11 protein-coding genes and 3 pseudogenes are annotated in these 17,684 nt (G+C 45.2%); 4 read left to right on the top strand and 10 right to left on the bottom strand.

Features of this window, described 5'->3' with window-relative positions; translation table 11 throughout:
• Positions 1-366 precede the first annotated feature (366 nt).
• From TZ48_RS00080 to kduD, 5 genes are all read right to left on the bottom strand, one after another.
• The gene (locus TZ48_RS00080) at positions 367-1,389 is read right to left on the bottom strand and encodes an alpha/beta hydrolase family protein (RefSeq protein ID WP_112477804.1); all 1,023 of its coding nucleotides are present in this window, start codon (positions 1,387-1,389) and stop codon (positions 367-369) included.
• Positions 1,390-1,691: 302 nt separating this feature from the next.
• Positions 1,692-2,327 (bottom strand): RpiB/LacA/LacB family sugar-phosphate isomerase, encoded by a 636-nt coding sequence (locus TZ48_RS00085; RefSeq protein ID WP_112477805.1) that lies wholly within the window; start codon positions 2,325-2,327, stop codon positions 1,692-1,694.
• A gap of 39 nt (positions 2,328-2,366) precedes the next feature.
• Positions 2,367-2,687 carry a cupin domain-containing protein gene (locus TZ48_RS00090; protein WP_112459914.1) on the bottom strand — a complete coding sequence of 107 codons (321 nt, stop codon included), beginning with the start codon at positions 2,685-2,687 and terminating at the stop codon, positions 2,367-2,369.
• Positions 2,688-2,697: 10 nt separating this feature from the next.
• Positions 2,698-3,222 (bottom strand): YgjV family protein, encoded by a 525-nt coding sequence (locus TZ48_RS00095; protein WP_112477806.1) that lies wholly within the window; start codon positions 3,220-3,222, stop codon positions 2,698-2,700.
• A 15-nt stretch (positions 3,223-3,237) separates the two neighbouring features.
• Positions 3,238-3,999, bottom strand: a complete 762-nt coding sequence (kduD, locus tag TZ48_RS00100; RefSeq protein WP_112477807.1) for a 2-dehydro-3-deoxy-D-gluconate 5-dehydrogenase KduD — start codon at positions 3,997-3,999, stop codon at positions 3,238-3,240.
• A 258-nt stretch (positions 4,000-4,257) separates the two neighbouring features.
• Here kduD and kdgR point away from each other — a divergent pair.
• The 3 genes and pseudogenes from kdgR to TZ48_RS00115 all read left to right on the top strand — a co-directional run bounded on the left by kdgR (position 4,258) and on the right by TZ48_RS00115 (position 7,716).
• Positions 4,258-5,039, top strand: a pseudogene (gene kdgR, locus TZ48_RS00105) (DNA-binding transcriptional regulator KdgR).
• Positions 5,040-5,126: 87 nt separating this feature from the next.
• Positions 5,127-6,995, top strand: coding sequence for a DUF294 nucleotidyltransferase-like domain-containing protein (locus TZ48_RS00110; RefSeq protein WP_112477808.1), 1,869 nt, complete (start codon positions 5,127-5,129; stop codon positions 6,993-6,995).
• A gap of 1 nt (position 6,996) precedes the next feature.
• The gene (locus TZ48_RS00115) at positions 6,997-7,716 is read left to right on the top strand and encodes a 3'-5' exonuclease (protein WP_112477809.1); all 720 of its coding nucleotides are present in this window, start codon (positions 6,997-6,999) and stop codon (positions 7,714-7,716) included.
• Positions 7,717-7,746: 30 nt separating this feature from the next.
• Here the strand turns inward: TZ48_RS00115 and TZ48_RS00120 are convergent, their stop codons facing one another.
• The 5 genes and pseudogenes from TZ48_RS00120 to TZ48_RS00140 all read right to left on the bottom strand — a co-directional run bounded on the left by TZ48_RS00120 (position 7,747) and on the right by TZ48_RS00140 (position 15,345).
• A complete protein-coding gene (locus tag TZ48_RS00120; RefSeq protein ID WP_112477810.1) occupies positions 7,747-9,324 on the bottom strand; it encodes a methyl-accepting chemotaxis protein in 1,578 nt (525 codons plus the stop codon).
• A 78-nt stretch (positions 9,325-9,402) separates the two neighbouring features.
• Positions 9,403-10,076: pseudogene (locus TZ48_RS00125) on the bottom strand (oligogalacturonate-specific porin KdgM family protein).
• A gap of 13 nt (positions 10,077-10,089) precedes the next feature.
• Positions 10,090-11,268, bottom strand: coding sequence for an alginate lyase family protein (locus TZ48_RS00130; protein ID WP_112477811.1), 1,179 nt, complete (start codon positions 11,266-11,268; stop codon positions 10,090-10,092).
• Positions 11,269-11,475: 207 nt separating this feature from the next.
• Positions 11,476-13,476, bottom strand: a complete 2,001-nt coding sequence (locus tag TZ48_RS00135; RefSeq protein ID WP_112477812.1) for a pectate lyase family protein — start codon at positions 13,474-13,476, stop codon at positions 11,476-11,478.
• A 102-nt stretch (positions 13,477-13,578) separates the two neighbouring features.
• Positions 13,579-15,345, bottom strand: coding sequence for a sodium:solute symporter family protein (locus TZ48_RS00140; RefSeq protein WP_112477813.1), 1,767 nt, complete (start codon positions 15,343-15,345; stop codon positions 13,579-13,581).
• A 505-nt stretch (positions 15,346-15,850) separates the two neighbouring features.
• Between TZ48_RS00140 and TZ48_RS00145 the strand changes: the two are divergent.
• A pseudogene (locus tag TZ48_RS00145) lies at positions 15,851-17,615 on the top strand (sodium:solute symporter family protein).
• The last annotated feature ends 69 nt before the right edge of the window (positions 17,616-17,684 follow it).

The raw sequence follows: 17,684 nt of genomic DNA on the forward strand, positions 1-17,684 counted from the left end.
GAAGTTCAAGCACAATAACCAAAACGAAACACAATATGGTTGTTATAGCTGATGTCCATAAAATTCCAATATAGCAATAGCAAACCCTAACAAATCTAGTAGGACAGACAGTTCTTATTTCTGTTAGTCCTCTGCGTTTCGCTAGCTTGGGCATAACTATCACTGTCATCAATGCGATACCATGTATTAAGGCCACAAAATGAAAGCCCGACACGACTGCCAGCTCTACCTCAGTATAATGATCCGTGGTAAATGCGTACTGTTTTATACTTTTGGGAGTAACAAAACATAATATTGCTCCGACAACCACGAACCAAAAGGCCATGAATATACCCACTACTAAGAAGCTAACAAAAAGTATCTGAACTACTGAGAGCATACTTTATCTACACCGGTTATCGAAACAAGATTCAAATCTGGAACTAACTTCTTATAGAAATGGGCTCCTGTTTTTCCACTGGCATAACCTATACCTGCAGATACGGCAGCAATACTCAGCGCCGCAAACCAACCAATCGAAGAGACACCAACAACAAGTGATATTGCGACACCAGCGGCTATCCCCACTAAATTGCTTGCTACCGTCTCTACAAAAATTTCATTTTTCTTCGCTATGGAACTCGAACTCGAGATTTGATGACAGGAAACGCCTATACCAACAGCTGTAAGAAGCGTACCACCTCGTGCTGCTCCAGATGATAGTGCTGCTAGTCTCTGCGTATTCTTGCGTAATGCGACTGTGCTAGAGACTCCACCAGCTCTTGATATCCGCATAGCTTCCCGTGCCTTTTTCCCTTTAAAAAGTACTTTTTCAATAGGTCCAAAGTTTTGGGCAACGGATTTCAGAATCTTGCTGCGATGATAATCATATTGACCTTTTGTCAACACACCTAATTTGTACTGTTGGTAGACTTTCTCAATCTCCGCGAGTTTAGCTATATTTCCTTTCCCTTCGCCTCCCAACAGTATCCCCATAGACGCAAACGTCACCCCAGCGCCCGTACTCGCCGGTCCCCAGGCATCCTCTAACCAGGACAGAGCCCAAAACAGATCTTGTTGCTCTTGAGGCATCTGCTTCATGGTTCGCTCAAACTGCGTTTTATCTTCCTTTGAAATGGCTGGGTTTGGCGCGAATTGACTCGCGACGGGAGAGGTAGAGGCGGGTTGACTATTCAGGGGGCGGAGTGAAATCGCTTGGCCAATACGAACTTTATCAGGGTGTTGGATTTCTGGGTTGTCGGTGAGGATTTGATCAAGCGCCAGACGATAGCCATCACTGCCATAACGATGATGGTAGATTTTGAGAATGACCTTGCTTAATGTGTCTCCGGGGCGGATGTTGTAAAAGTATCGATAGCGATTAACGCTGTTAAAATACTCACTATTCATGCTGAACATTCCATTTCAAAAAGTAAACTTAATATACAACTTTAAGAGTACATTCTTGTGGTTCAATATCAGATTTTGGTTTTGAGAGTGAGCATGAATTACCGATGAAATGGTGAGAAATTGACAATAAAATCAGCTCATTATTGTCGATAAAAAAAAGCCAGTAATAACACTGGCTGGAGAAATCCCGATATGGACATCAAAACAAATAATAAAAAACCACTACGTGGTGCAACGTTTGATTAAAGTAACCCCAGAGACAAGGATTCGAGGGTTCTGAGGTTACTTGGAGTCAAATCAAACTAGTCAATCAAAGTGCGAACGTATTCCGCAATTTCAGTGACTTGACAGTTAGCAAAGAAACACTCTTGGAACTGAGCGCTGCCAACAGCTTGTTTAACGAGATCTTGATCAATCGCTTTTAGTGACGCCACAACGTCTTTGCAAACAGCAGCCTTAACATCATTAAGGATCGCTGCATTTTGCTGCTGAGGCACAACTCGCTCAACTGGGTAACCTTCGCCGCGTGCGCCAGTAAACGCTTTTTCAAAGATGTAACGAACGTTCAGCTCACCAGCCCAGCCAAAGCCTTTCGCAAATGCCAATGAAATCGCATTACCATTGTTAATCTGGTTAAAAAGGAATGCATCAGATGGTTCTAGGCAGTAACCACATACCACACCTGGGTGAAGGTTACTTGCCATCAACGCCCCTTGGCCTGTGCCACAGCCAGTCACGACAAAGTCCACCGCTTTTGAATTCAAAAGAATGCTCGCCATGATACCAAGGTGAATGTAAGTTAGGTGGTGGTCATTTTCATCTGTCATACCAACGTTGTATACGTCATGACCTAGGCCACCTGCTACAGAGTTCAGTTCCGCTGCAACCATAGCATTCTTAGGTGCTTGGCTGTTTTCCATCATTAGTGCAATTTTCATAGTAATTCCCCGACGAAAAGGTTCGTCAATAGTTAAATCTTAAACAAAATCTTTGCGCATTGGTGTGAACGTATCAATTAACACACCCGCTTCAACACACACACAGCCGTGCTCAATATCTGGCTGCTTATACATAGTGTCACCTGCCTTGACGATGTGCTTTTCTTCACCAATCGTAAACTCAAAAGCGCCCGACAGTACATATGTAAGCTGCTCATGAGGATGAGAATGCATCGCGCCAACCGCACCTTTCTCAAAATGGACTTCAACCGACATCATGTTGTCGTTGTGTGCAAGTACCTTGCGGCTTACACCGTCACCTAAATCTTCTAACTGTATATCTTTGTTAAATACGAACATGGGTAAAAGCCTATTGTGTTTGTGATTTGCTCACCACTAAATCACTTGATTTACGTAAACGATAAATGGTCACTAGGTTCGTCACTATAATCGTCGCTTCCAATAACGTACCACCAATTGAGCCAACCAGTATGTTGTTGATAAGCCAACATGTGGCGCCCATCAAAAAGCCGATACGCATGGCCACACCGCTGAGGACAAACATTGAGAATGTCCCTATCACAGTGCCAAATATTGACCACAGTTGCCCTATACCATCAGCAATCCAGAACCCAAAACCACCAGCAACAACTATGAAAAATACCGCCACAAGTTTGGAGCGAGTATGTATCGACGCCAACGTTCTGACAGCCGACAATCCAGCTGCAACCGCTGAGACGGTTGAACCTAGTAATAAAAAGTGGAGAAGATGATTGATATTAAAGGCCAACATCGAAATTTTGAGCTGCCTGTCATCTTTTTGGTAAAAGGTGGAGATTCCTAACCCAAAACTCAAAAAACCCAATGCCTGGCCGACAGAAAATAGGTCAATCATCTTCTCTCAATCCCGTTAGCGAGATAGCCAACCACCATCAACGGCAATGGTATAACCATTAATGTAGTCTGAAGCTTTTGATGCTAGGAACACACATGGGCCAGCGAGATCTTCCGGCGTGCCCCAACGGTCAGCTGGAATACGCTCTAGAATTTCAGCGTTACGCTTCTCATCGGCGCGAAGCGCTGCTGTGTTGTTTGTCGCCATGTAACCCGGTGCAATCGCATTCACATTAATGCCTTCTTTTGCCCATTCGTTGGCCATCAAGCGAGTCACACCCATTACACCACTTTTCGAAGCCGTGTAAGACGGCACTCGAATACCACCTTGGAATGACAGCATGGAAGCCACGTTGATAATTTTGCCGCCTTCGCCTTGGGCGATGAACTGCTTAGCCACCGCTTGTGACATAAAGAACACCGACTTGATGTTGATATTCATCACGTCATCCCAATCTTGCTCCGAGAAGTCGATGGCGTCATTGCGACGAATGATGCCGGCATTATTTACCAAAATGTCAATGCGACCTAACTCGGTAACCGCTCGATCAACGATGCCTGGAATGTCGTCTAGCTTCATTAAGTTAGCGCGAATATCAATAAACTTACGACCCGTCTCCGCCATCATCGCAATCGTCTCTGACGGTTCAACAATGTTGACACCAACGATGTCACAACCTGCTTTAGCAAGTCCAAGAGCCATTCCTTGGCCAAGGCCAGTATCACAACCAGTTACTACTGCTACTTTGCCCTCAAGGCTAAACGAATCAAGAATCATAGTCTGTTCCTTTGTAGTGAATGTGTGGTGAACGATTAAAGGGGGTGTTCACTCTGTTGAAATCTACATTACACAAAAAATGACACACCTGAAAGTTATTTTTGAAATTGCGTTTTAATTTTTTAGTTTCGTTCTCTTGAATGTGATAAATGTCTCACAACTTGGTTTTAAATAAATGAAATGGCTTTTCGAAACTACTGACTCATTTAAACATGTCAGGTATAATCTGCAGCTATTGAAAATGACACAGAGCGTGAAATGGAAAAATCAACTCAACCAGAAGCCGTATCGTCAGTACTAAAAGTATTTAACATTCTCTCAGCGCTGGCTGATCAAAAAGAGATCGGAGTATCAGAGCTCTCTCAACGTTTAATGATGTCAAAAGCGACAACCTATCGCTTTTTGCAGACAATGAAGACACTTGGTTTTGTTGAGCAGGAAGGGGAAGCCGATAAATACGCACTGACACTAAAATTGTTTGAGCTGGGTTCAAAGGCTCTAGAGCATGTCGACCTTATTGACCTTGCCAACACTGAGATGGCGAAAATCTCTAAGATAATCAATGAGACGGTTCACCTAGCTCCATTGACGAAGATTCCATCATCTACCTGCACAAAATTGACTCTAGTTATCATCTACGTATGCACTCTCGCATCGGTCGCCGTAATCCGCTTTACAGCACCGCGATTGGCAAAGTACTCATGTCTCATATGGATGAGCAGGAAGTGCGAAATCTATTGGCTGACGTTGAGTTTAAGAAACACACACAACATACGCATGAAAACGTAGACCAGTTGCTTGAAGAGTTAAACCTCGTTCGTGAGCAACACTTTGGTGAAGACAATGAAGAGCAAGAGCCAGGACTGCGCTGTATAGCGGTTCCGGTTTACGACCGATTTGGCGCTCCTATTGCGGCTATCTCAGTTTCATTCCCTACGATTCGATTCGAGGAAAGCCGTAAACAAGAATATATCGCTCTTCTCCATGCAGCAGGACGTAACGTTTCTGAGCATTTGGGCTACCATAAGTACCCTATTTGACATTGATAAAAGAAAGAAGCAGCACACGTGCTGCTTTTTTTGCCACCAAAGAATTTATTGAAACGCCATTTCATTTAAGGGATTAATATGGGAACCTCAGCTTCAAACAATATTCTTGATTTCTTGATTCATCTCGATCCTTTCGATCTTCTTCCAAAACCCGTCGTTGAATCGCTGGCCAGCTCGGTGACCGTCAAATACCTCGCCAAAGGGGAAAGTATTGAATTTCATTCCATGTGCGAGAAGCGTTACCTCTATGTGATTCGAAAAGGTGCTATTGAGCAGCGAACCCAGATCAATAAGTTGCGAGCTCGGCTTGGAGAGGAAGATCAATTTGGATTTACTTTCCTAGAGCCGCTTAAAGAAGCTGAAGATGGCTATCGAGCTGAAGCGATTGAAGACTCGCTGCTTTACCTCATACCGCACGCTAACATCCAAGAAACGTGCGAACAGCATCCCGAGATCAAAGACTACTTTGCGGCTACGGCCAAAACACGATTACACTCTGCGATACGCTCGATCGTCAATAAAGAAGACAAAAGCCTGTTTTTTCGGACTGTTGGTGAAGTCGCTAGCGAAAATATCACAGTCTCTAACTATGACGACTCAATCATTGACGTCGCCAAAGCCATGTGTGGCAAACGCCGCAGTTCATGTGCCGTGGTACTTAAAGGAAGCGAAATCGTTGGTTTGGTCACGGACCGAGATATGACACAACATGTTGTTGCCCAAGGGGTGGATACCCATCAACCGATACATGAAGTCATGACTCGCAATCCAATCTTGATAAACAGCGAAGACAAAGTAATTCAAGCGATTTCACTTATGCTGCAATACAATATTCGCTGCCTGCCCGTTATTGCTAATCACGAGGTAAAGGGCTTGTTGACCACCACTCACTTAGTTCACAACCATCGAACTCAGTCGCTATTTCTGATTGAAAAGATCAAATACGCGAACTCGATAAGTGCCCTTGCGAATCTTCGAGATGAAAAGGAATCCATTTTCCAAGCCTTAGTCGAAAGTGGCGTGAGTGCCGAGATTCATGGCCAGGTCATGTCGATGATCATGGATGCGTTCAATAGGCGAATAATCCAACTAACCGAAGAAGTGCTCGGCCCACCGCCTTGTGATTATGCATGGATGGTAGCTGGTTCTCATGCACGTAACGAAGTGCATATGCTGTCAGATCAAGACAATGCTTTGGTTCTTGCAGAAAATGCAACCGAGAATGACCGATACTACTTTGCCTACTTTGCCATGCGCGTGTGTAACGGACTCGCAGCCGTTGGCTACCCTTTGTGCAGCGGTAAATACATGGCTGCTACAGCCAAGTGGAACCAGAATGTAAGTCGCTGGAAAGACTACTATACGAAATGGGTAGCCAGTCCTGAGTACAACAAACTGCTCAGTATCAGTGTCTTCATGGAGATACGCTGTGTCTACGGGAATGCAGAACTTGTCGATACGCTTCAAAACCATCTACACCAGACAATTCATGCAAACCCTCGCTTTATCCCAGCCCTGACACGTGATGCCATCGAAACGTCGCCACCACTTGGCATTTTCAACAGTCTGGTTCTTGAAAAAAGCGGAGACAACACTAAGTCACTCAACATCAAAAAGTTTGCCTTGAACCTGATTATCGACCTCGCTCGCATATACAGCCTAGCCGCTGGAGGCTCTTTGACAGGAACAGAAGAGCGTTTTCGGTATGCCGTGGAGCAAGGCACCTTGTCTCAAGACAGTTGCGATAACATCATTGGCGCTTACCGCTTTCTGATGCAGGTTCGGTTTAGACACCAACTCAACGCCCAAGTGCGTGGCGATACCCCAGATAACAACATCCGCCCTGATGAGTTCAGCAGTTTTGAACGCAAGCACCTAAAAGACGCCTTCAAGATCATTAGTGAACTGCAGGATGTCGCTAAACTCAAATTTTTAAGCGGGTTCTAATATGTTGGCCAAAACCCTACAAAAGCTCTTCTCGAAAGGCGATAACATCGAAGCTCTGCACCAATCCATGCAAGCCAAACACTGGCCTTCTCATGCACTTGAGCATTACTTTGCCCACCCTCTCCCCAATGCACAGCGCCCTGTGTCCGAACAACAGTTTGTTGCCCTCGATTTTGAAACGACGGGGTTAGAACCAAACTCTGATAGGATCCTGTCGATTGGAACGGTGGAGTTAAACTACGAAGAAATTGATTTAACCAGTGTCAGTGAAGTGATTTTGCGACAAGATGTGACTATTCGACCGGAAAGCGCCGTCGTTCATGAAATTATGCCGACGCAAGTTCGAGAACAAGGCGTAGAAGCTGAGCTTGCGCTCGACCGATTGATCGAGCTTCTTCGGGGCAAAACCATCATTGCCCACAGCGCAGGTATTGAGTTTGGCTTTTTGTCATCATACCTTAAAAGGCGCTACCAAATTGAAAGGCTACCTTGTTACATGGTAGACACCTTATTGCTTGAGAAACGATTTAGCTACTTAGGGAAAAATCGAGGACATTCCAGCTTTCAACTCGATGACCTGCGGCAACATTATAATTTACCTGATTATTACGCTCACTCAGCGGCCAGTGATGCACTAGGATGTGCCGAGCTATTTTTGGCACAGGTCAAAAGGCTAAAGCTCTGTCATCGTCCGCTCAGTGAGGTAATTTATCGACCTTAAAATACTACGCAGCTGTTTTTTAACGTGCCGCTATACGCTCTTCTCAAATCCATGACTGTTGGATTGTAGGTCGTCAGATAACCGCTTGAGTTCGATGGAGCTCAATGAAAACTGCTCAATTCGATTCAAGTTTGCTTCTTGAACTTTGAGCAGTTGCTCAATGGATAGATACACCTGCTCAGAAATGGTCAACTCATTTTTTGTCGACTGCTTTAAATCAGCGACAATACTCTGAACATCACTCGCACCTTGCTTCACTTGACTGAAAATCACACCAACCTGTTCAGATTTGACCTCGCTTTGCGAAATTTTTTCAAGTAGGCCTCTCAAGTCACTGGAAACATGTTCTGACTCCGACAAAATATGCTCACTCATTTTAGAGATTTCCACCGTTGCATCCGACGTCCTAGCCGCTAGACTTCGAACCTCATCAGCGACCACAGCAAAACCACGCCCTTGATCGCCCGCTCTCGCTGCTTCAATGGCTGCATTGAGAGCTAACAGGTTGGTCTGTTCTGCGATACCTTGAATCACCTCTACAACCCCTGTGATCTGCTCGTATTTTGCTGCTAACAGACCAAAACTGTGCAGTGAACCATCTAGACTAACACGAATGTCCTCAACCGAGCCCTCCATGGATTGAATTGCCGCAACTCCCTCCTCAGACAAAGTTTGAGACTGCAAACTATTCGATTGTGCCTTATCAATACCTATATTGATTTCCTCAATACTGAGTTCAAGAGCCTTCATAGAGTTGAGAGTGTCATCTGAAATCGAACGGATTTGACCGAGACTCTCCGTTGTTGCCGCGACATTACGATCTAAACTATCGGTGGACTGATTGATCATCACCGAAACCGAACTGATTTTATCGACAAACCGCTTCAATGAAGCCTGCATCTGGCGAACCGACTCTAGAATGCTGCCTCGTGGTACTGACTGAGCAACAGATTGAGCTAAGTGCCCATCTGCTATTCGCTTCGTTAACGAAACAACGATACTCGGCTCACCACCTACAGAACGATAAATACTGCGCGCAATGAGACCGATTATCAGCAATATCACCATTAAGATTCCGCCGCTGTAGATCAAAAGACGTGTCACAAGCTGCTGATAACTTTCGTCAACATCGTCCATATATATTCCAAGCCCCATCACCCATTTCAGCTCAGGGATCATCGTAATCGCACTCACCTTGGTCACTTTTTCTGACGAGTTTGGTTTGCTCACCTCGCCGACAACATAGTTGAACTCCTTATCCCTCAGTAGGTTTACATGCCGTGCATAAGAGCTTTGGAAGGTCCCCAGTTTTTCGCCACGCACATGCACGCGAGCCATAGCATTATGGTCATTCGCCCAAATGTAAGCGTTACCCAAGCGATAGGTAGACAGCACCGCAATAACGCGCTGCTCAGCCTCTTCTGGAGAGCGGCTTTGCAAGATGGCATCCGATGCTTGCTTCTTTGCAAACGAGAGTAGCGAGGCCACCTCATGCTTTTTGGTTTCGACTAAAGATGTTTTTATTGAATCCAAGCTGACAAACACAATCAACGCGATACCCAACATCGCTGTAATCAGCAGCAGTGCGCCCTTTTTTATCAATGTCATAATCCCTCACTATAAAAAATGGCCACACTAACAATCTAGTGTGGCCATGCGGACAATCAGTTAAAGTAGACCTCTACTCTAGAAGCTATAAGTAATGCCGATACGGCTTCGTAGCTGACGATCGCTTGAAGAGCTCGATACCGAAACATTGGCGAACTCAACATATGGGCGCCAACTCCAGTCTTCGCCTTTATAGCCAAGTTTGAACAATGCGTCCCAGTTGGTGTCACCGTTGTCGAATAACACTTGGTCATCCAAACCTTTCTCATAGTTCGCTTCTAGGCCAAACTGAAACCCATTGTATTTATAATCAAGGTTCGCCGTGACTTTGCTCTTCTGTTCAGAAGAACGATCATCAGAGAAGTTACGGAACTCATGACGATAGCGAAGCTTAGTGACAACCCCTGAATCAAAAGAGTACTGAGCGCGAAGCTGCGGTTTATAGGTCACGTGACAGGGAAGAACGTAATTGGCATACCCGGTATAAGCATCCAATTGTCATCAATTTTGTATTTGTAGCCGAAGTCGAATTCGTTGCCTTTCGATTGCCATTCTGAAAATGGTTTCCCCTTCTGCATCGCTTCAACGCCAAAATACATATTCCCAACGCCAGCCCCAAGCTTAACGCGACTAGCATATGTTTCACTTTCATGTTTATATTCTTGACGAAAATCGAGAGATGCCGCAGAAACAGAGGCACTAGCAACCAATGCCACAACCGCAGTTGTAGCTATTTTATAAACCTTAGACACAGTTTAATTCCTTTTATTTGAATAATAGATTTGCAACTTTTTTGCTATTTACTTTTTCTTTACTCAGCTCAGAAATAGCGTCGGTAAATACCGGCTCACCATATGCCTTCTGCGCATAAAGTAAATTCACATAGGCTTTCGAACCATCAAAGCCTTTTAATTCTTTGTATTGCCACTTATCCGGTTGATTAGCATGTTTAGCGATATATTGATAACCTTTTGCTAAAGAGTGCTTATCAACTTCATAATTCCAAACGTCAATGCCAAGCTTGTCTCCAAAATGACCAAGATGACTGTAGGCTTCTAGGTTGAAGTTTGAATAATGCCAAGGGCGAGTCCGTTCTAGCTCTCCATGTTGACGACCATGCATATCAAATTGACTGCCGATTCGGCGCATCTGCGTGATTCTCAAGCGCTGCTTTGCAATATCTTCTTGCCCAACAAAAATGGCAAAAGCAGCCACTTGTGCGTCATACCACGTACCGTGATTGTTGTGCCAATTGTCCTCTTCAAAACCATGATTACTGGTTAGAAGCCATTGATTAAATTCACTAAACCAAGTAACCATGGCCTGATAGTCTTTCGGATCTAGTTGCTCTTGTAAGATGTTGATACTATCCAGTACTGGGATAAGTAAGCGACTATCAATTATGCCAATACCACGGCCATCAACAATTCCTGGGATTGCTTGAGCATGGTTGAGGTTAGGGTTCATTCGTGTCTTTGGATCAACAAACCATGCTATAAGCTGAGCTTTCGCCTTATCTGCATATGCTTGATTATCCGTGAAATAATAAGCGAGACTCAGGTCTGTCACATCTTTAGCAAAGCGGATAAAACGCTGCTTATCCGTTGCTGCGCTTTTAGTGGCCATATTGTATTCACCATCACGGCGCACATAAGGTAAGCCATCTTCAGTATCCGGATTCGGCCACCAATATGGGCCAAAGCTAAAATAATCGTGTTTGTCACCACTGGCTGGCAACAGAGTTTTGTTCGTCACCGGATCTATTTCGGCGTTGAGCGCCTGCTCTGCTTTTTCAACTAATGTATCTATAGAGCCTTGTTTCATCGTTAGATGTTGCTTGTTATATTCAAGCGCAGCTGAATCATATGAAATAAAGTCGACACCACCCGCTATTGCTCCCCAGGACAGGGCGAGCGAAATAGCAACCACACTTTTATTTATCATTATAAACCTCCTTATTGAAACTGAAACAATGATAAGTGAAACATCGGTTCAAAAAGTCGATCATGATCATTTTATTAAATTAGATATATATTAATAGTGATAATTGTGACTTCGGTCAAATTTATTAATCTATGACTAATTCCTGCCGCTATAAATATAAAAAGGGCTCATAAAGAGCCCTTTTATATTACTTTAGATAAATTAGTTCTAATAAGATCTAAATTTTACGTACTGGCAATTGTTGCTTGAACTAAATTTCACTACTTTGCCAGTGAGAGTGTTTCCGCTGACATAGTTTGATGTCACGCTCATTGAACCGCTGCCATCAACACTGGATAACGTTCCCCTAAAATCACAGTGACTATTTGCATCACTATCCCATACTTGTACGGTTTTCCCCGCGAGATCTCTATCAATCGCTAAACAGGTTGCTTGGGATAGATCCAACTCCATTTTCTGCCCCCAACTGTATTGGGTTACAGCATCACACCCTTCAGATACGGGAGGATCAACGGGATCAACCGGCTCTTCTGGTTCAACCCCTTCTGGAGGCCAAGAACCTCCCGCAACAGTAACACCAGAGGTTGGTATCTGTTGATGCACGCCCTCTGCCAATGTTTGATTCCAAGTCGCTATTGGCTCTCCATTAATATTGAGATGTTGGTAATTGCTGCCATCCCAGTTGAGCGCATACTCTACATCCGGCTCATCAAACAGTCCCCAGCGAGTAATACTGTCACCCGAGCTCTTTGCCTTCTTCAGCGTATTGTTAACTAGAACATTGTTGGGTCCTGTTGGTCCTGACCACTTACTTGCATGGTCGCCCGACCCAACCCAAATCGGTTGCCACGTTGCTCCCGATTCTGGCGCGCCATTGGACCAACTGCGATGCTCAAACGGCACTGCAATATCGTTAGAGCGAACTAAGTTGTTGCGCTCCCAGCCCCCATGGAAGTTCATATCAACGTTGAGTGTATTGTGCTCAACGACATTTCCAGTCGCAGACCACTGAAGGGCTAGGTGTCGAATGTTGCGAATATCGTTATTGTGAATCCAGCTGTTGTACAACTTGGAGCCACGAACGTACCCATTGCCACCAGCACCTTTATTCCACGAACCGTCGATCATGTTATTGGAGATAGTGACCGCTTTAGCAAACTCACTAACAATAGGGTGTGAACCAATCATGTCGATACGAACATTATCAACCCAGCCATTGTATGCCCACTTGAGAATGATGCCGTGAATTGCATCTTGTGCACATACATTCTCATACCGATATAAGACCCCATTGGGGTTGCTCGCCGAAAACTGGTTGCGGTTGTAGCCTTCACAATGACTGCCTTTTGTATCCATGGTCAGGAAGAAGTCTTGCAGGCCAAAGTTTTCTACCGCACTGACAGGCATAACACGGCTGTTATAACCACTTTCATTGTTTAGCGGGATATCGAACTCTAGAGCGCCATCAAGTGTGACGGTATTATTGCCAGTATTCACTGCTGCCACTTTAAAAATCTGTGTACGCATATGACCCGTTTTCAAGTGACTACCACTTCTTCTCGACTCTGGCACCTGTCCCTTGTCTAAAAACGCTTTGTCACTTGCTGCGCCTACGTAGATGAGGTCGCCTTGACTAAACTCGCTAGCTTTCCCGGACTCTAAGAAAAGCGTTGTGTCACCCATTTTGGCTGGTTGTGAAAACTCAATACTGTGTTTCCAGTGAAAGTTGACGCTCCCTTCGTAAGCTGGTTCTTTAACATGCTTTTCTCGAGTTTCGACACGAAATACGCCAAAGCCTGGCCAGTATTTCTTATCAAACTCAGGCGCATTGCTCGCATCCACACCATAAGGTGACCAAGATCTGACGACAATTTGCGTACCCGTGGCAGGATCGCTACCTGCCCCTTTGATAACCAACCCTGACTTATCGATATGGATTTCATCGCTCAGGTTGATCATGCCCTTTGGCAATACAATCACCGTATTTTGACTTGTGGAAGCAGTCACATCATTGTCAATTATGGCTTGCAGTGCTGCAGAGTCATCGATGCCATCATCTGCGATAACGCCATGATCAGCCGCGTAAATAGTGTTTTGAAATGTCGCAGGTAACGTTGCGCCTTGTTTATAACCTGGAGCAGAAAGACCAGAAGCGCTATATAGTGTTAGAGGTATCAGTATGGCGAGTGTGTTCACGTTCATTTTCACGATTGGATCTCCCTTCCGTGTTTTAGATTTTTTCTTTTTGTTAATGGTTAAAAAAAAGGAGCTACTGTGAACTGCGTAGCTCCTCAATGGGGGTTAATCAGATTATGTAGCGGTACTTGCTGTTAGCTTATCCGCTTGTTTTGCACTCTTAAGAAGCAAACTACCTACTGTAACAATCACCGCACCACAGAAGACGAACGCCATTCGTCCCCAGAATGGGTTCGGGATGAGCACCATTAGCGTCACTAGCACACCGAAGACGAGGATTAGTTTGCCTAGCATGTTGCGCTGTTGACGATCCAGCTCGTCTTGACCAGCTTCTTCTACAACTGGAGTAGCAACATCATTCCAGAACTCAGTTAGCTCAGACTCGCGCTCACCCACTGGCTCTTTGTAGAATCGAGTTGTTAAACAGAAGAAACCACCAGTGATGAATAGGTGACCCATGATGCCCAGTAGAACCTTAAGATCTTTCGCTTCACGACCGGTAAATGGCGTATCGAGGTTCAGCCAGTTAGCTACCACATCAGCAGTAATCACAAAGCTAACAAGGTAAGAAACGATGATACCGACAACCAGTGTTGCCCATGCTGCCCAGTCTGGCGTCTTCTTGATGAAAATACCGAAGAACAGTGGAACTAGGATAGGCATCTGCAGCAATGTACTAACGTACATCATCGCATCGAATAGGCTCAATCCGCGAAGTGAGTTGATGAACAGTGCGACGAGAATAATCAGACCACCAAAACACATAGTGACGATTTGGCTCACACGCATCAGTTTCTTGTCGTCAGCCTTCTTATCAAGGATTGGCGCGTAGAAGTTGCGAACGAAGATACCGGAGTTACGGTTAAGGCCAGAGTCCATAGAAGACATGGTCGCCGCAAATACCGCTGACATAAGTAGACCCACCATACCAACAGGCATCGCATTCTCAACGAAGACTAGGTAAACCGCATCCGCTGCTTTTTTACCCAGCTCTGCCGCATGAACCGTGGCTGCATCTGGGTACATCACCGCCGTTACCCAAGGTGGCAAGAACCAAATCGCTGGACCAATCAGCATAAGAACAAACGCAAGTAATGCTGCTTTGCGCGCATTGGTCGAATCTTTAGCCGTAAGGAAGCGATAAGAGTCTTGCATGTTGTTGATGTTTTGGAGCTGCTTAACAAACATGAAGATGAACCATGCCACGAACAGCAATGGATAGTTCATATCAGAACCCATGATTGAATCGGCAGGGAACTGCTCGATAAGGTTGGTTGGACCACCAATCTTAACTAAGGCTGCTACCGCACACACGACGGTCACCGCCATGATGACCACCATCTGAACAAAGTCAGATGCCACAACGCCCCAAGCGCCGCCAATTACGGAAATAAACAGAACAATCAAGCCAGTAACAACGATGGTCGTCTCGATATCTACTTTAAATACCGCACTGACAAACAGGGCTAGACCATTCAACCAAATACCGGTGTAGACAATGCTGGTTGGCATCGTTGCCCAAGTAAATACTTGCTCGTTGGTGCCACCAAAACGACGACGAACGCCCTCAATCGGTGTTACTACACGCATTTGGCGGAAACGATATGAGAAGAACAACCAAGAAAGTAGGAAGCCAAATGCGTTGGCCATAAATACGACCATGATAGGGAAACCATCGGTAAACGCTTTACCTGCTGCTCCAGTAAAGGTCCACGCACTAAACTGGGTCATAAAGGCTGTTGAGCCGACCATCCACCAGAGCATTTTACCGCCGCCTCTAAAGTAGTCACTGGTAGAACTACCCGCGAAGCGTTTAAAGATGACGCCTATCGCTATCATAAAGATAAAGTAAACGCCCACGACGAGCATATCGACATTCATTCTGAACTCCTTTCACATTTTCTTTCTAATCTAAAATCATTTTTAAAACTCCGTTTCATTATTTGATAAATGACGTTTTTATAAAGGCCGTTTAGGCATAATGTGACCTGTGTAACTAATTATTTCTGGAGATATGATTTTGTGTTAACGCGATCAAAAAATGCGCAACACACATGAATGATGGTTGCTGATATTGTCATAGGTAGTCCAAACAAACGGTCTAGATGCCTACTCAACATGGCCTGAAGGCGCTAGCCTTAGTCTTACAAAGCTTGGGACTGGGTGACTAGATCGACATATAAGGCACGTTAACCAAGACGAGAAGCCTACAGTGCGCTGATGAAACCTCATGACAAAAAGCCAAGCACAATCTAAAAAAAATGAAAAACCGTTTCATTCATCACAAAAATGCACAGTTTTTTGGCAATAGCGACACACTTAAAGCAATAATGAACCGGTGTTTTATTTTTTTGATTTAAGTAATTTCATTTTAGAGGTAAGTATAATGAATATTGACATTGTTGTTGTCGGTGTCTACTTCGTCTTCATGATCGCTGTAGGTGTCATATTCAAACGTCTAGCGGGTAGCTCGACCAGTGATTACTTTCGCGGGGGCGGCAAAATGCTGTGGTGGATGGTGGTTCTACAGCCTTCATGACCCAGTTCAGTGCTTGGACATTCACCGGGGCAGCAGGCAAAGCCTTTACTGATGGCTTCCCTATCATGGTTATTTTCATGGCCAATGCATTCGGCTTTTTGCTGTCTTGGCTGTTTTTCTCTTACCGCTTCCGTCAAATGCGCGTTGTGACACCTGTAGAAGGGGTTCGTCGCCGCTTTGGTTCGACAAACGAGCAGGTATTTACCTGGGCAACCATGCCAACCAGCATTGTTTACACCGGTATTTGGCTAAACGGTCTGGCGTTATTCGTTAGTGCAGTATTCAAAATCGATATCGAAACAACCATTGTCGTTACCGGCTGATTGTTCTGTTTATCTCTGTGATCGGCGGTTCTTGGGGTGTAGTGGCGTCCGACTTTGTGCAAATGGTGGTCATCATGGCGGTCACCGTTGTATGTGCCGTTGCAGCTCTCATAAAGATCGGCGGTCCAAGCAACTTAATTGAGCAGTTCCCAGCAGACTCTGTTATGGGGCCAAACATGAACTACCCGTTACTGTTCGTAGCCTGGTTCATCTTCATGTTTGTTAAGCAGCTCCAAAACATCAACAACATGCAAGATTCTTACAGATTCTTGACGGCTAAAGACTCGACCAACGCGCGTAAAGCAGCGCTTCTAGCCTTCGTTCTTATGCTAATCGGTCCGGCGATTTGGTTCATGCCTCCATGGGTAACAGCGGTTCTTTACCCTGATGCGGCGCTAGCCCACGCAGATGCACTCGGCGGCAAAGCGGCGGATGCGGTTTATCTGGTATTCGTTGAACGAGTAATGCCTGTCGGTATGGTCGGCCTGCTTATGTCAGCGGTATTTGCGGCAACCATGTCGTCAATGGACTCAGGCCTTAACCGTAACGCGGGTGTTTTCGTTCGTAACTTCTACAGTCCTATTATTAATAAGAATGCATCTGAGAAAAAACTGATGCGAGTCAGTCAAGGCGTCACTATGGTGTTTGGCGCGCTGATTATCGCAGTTGCTCTGTTCATCAACTCGCTTCGTGGATTAAGCCTATTTGATGCCATGATGTACGTTAGTACATTGCTACAAATGCCTATCCTAGTACCGCTGTTCTTCGGCATGTTTATTAAGAAGACGCCGGATTGGGCAGCTTGGGCTACGCTAGCAGTCGGTATGGTGGTCTCTTACATGGTGAGCTTTGTCATCACACCTGATGTCATTGCGAACCTACTCGGTATCGAGGGCGGCTTCACCAGTCGTGAGGCGTCAGACCTAACGGTCATGAATGGCATCATCGGTCACCTTGTGTTCACCGGCGGTTTCTTCTGCCTAACCACTAAATTCTACAAAGAGCCACAAGGCGAGCGTAAAACGGAACTTAACGAGTTTTGGACGGATGTGGCAACGCCTGTTATTGAAGAAGAAGGACAAGATGCGGTCGACCGCCAGCAGCGCAGCATGCTTGGTAAGCTCATCTTAATCTTCGGTGTGTTGGTTGTCTGCATGGTACTGATACCAAATCCATTCTGGGGTCGCATGGCCTTCTTGTTCTGTGGCGGCGTGGTACTGACCGTAGGAGCTCTGCTGCTAAAAAGCGCCAAGGAAACCAAAGTACTTAACCTGCAAACTCAGAGTTAACGGAGTGACAAGGGGCTGACCACCAGCCCCTATTTTGCGTTTAGCAATCCACTAGTCACCACTACGTTA

Origin of the sequence: Vibrio variabilis (assembly GCF_003263785.1) — a bacterium.
Classification (GTDB): domain Bacteria; phylum Pseudomonadota; class Gammaproteobacteria; order Enterobacterales; family Vibrionaceae; genus Vibrio; species Vibrio variabilis.

Excerpts from the sequence above, each read along its gene's own strand:
- TZ48_RS00080 (WP_112477804.1), bottom strand. The coding sequence starts at position 1,389 with ATGAATAGTGAGTATTTTAACAGCGTTAATCGCTATCGATACTTTTAC.
- TZ48_RS00085 (WP_112477805.1), bottom strand. The coding sequence starts at position 2,327 with ATGAAAATTGCACTAATGATGGAAAACAGCCAAGCACCTAAGAATGCT.
- TZ48_RS00090 (WP_112459914.1), bottom strand. The coding sequence starts at position 2,687 with ATGTTCGTATTTAACAAAGATATACAGTTAGAAGATTTAGGTGACGGT.
- TZ48_RS00095 (WP_112477806.1), bottom strand. The coding sequence starts at position 3,222 with ATGATTGACCTATTTTCTGTCGGCCAGGCATTGGGTTTTTTGAGTTTT.
- kduD (WP_112477807.1), bottom strand. The coding sequence starts at position 3,999 with ATGATTCTTGATTCGTTTAGCCTTGAGGGCAAAGTAGCAGTAGTAACT.
- TZ48_RS00110 (WP_112477808.1), top strand. The coding sequence starts at position 5,127 with ATGGGAACCTCAGCTTCAAACAATATTCTTGATTTCTTGATTCATCTC.
- TZ48_RS00115 (WP_112477809.1), top strand. The coding sequence starts at position 6,997 with ATGTTGGCCAAAACCCTACAAAAGCTCTTCTCGAAAGGCGATAACATC.
- TZ48_RS00120 (WP_112477810.1), bottom strand. The coding sequence starts at position 9,324 with ATGACATTGATAAAAAAGGGCGCACTGCTGCTGATTACAGCGATGTTG.
- TZ48_RS00130 (WP_112477811.1), bottom strand. The coding sequence starts at position 11,268 with ATGATAAATAAAAGTGTGGTTGCTATTTCGCTCGCCCTGTCCTGGGGA.
- TZ48_RS00140 (WP_112477813.1), bottom strand. The coding sequence starts at position 15,345 with ATGAATGTCGATATGCTCGTCGTGGGCGTTTACTTTATCTTTATGATA.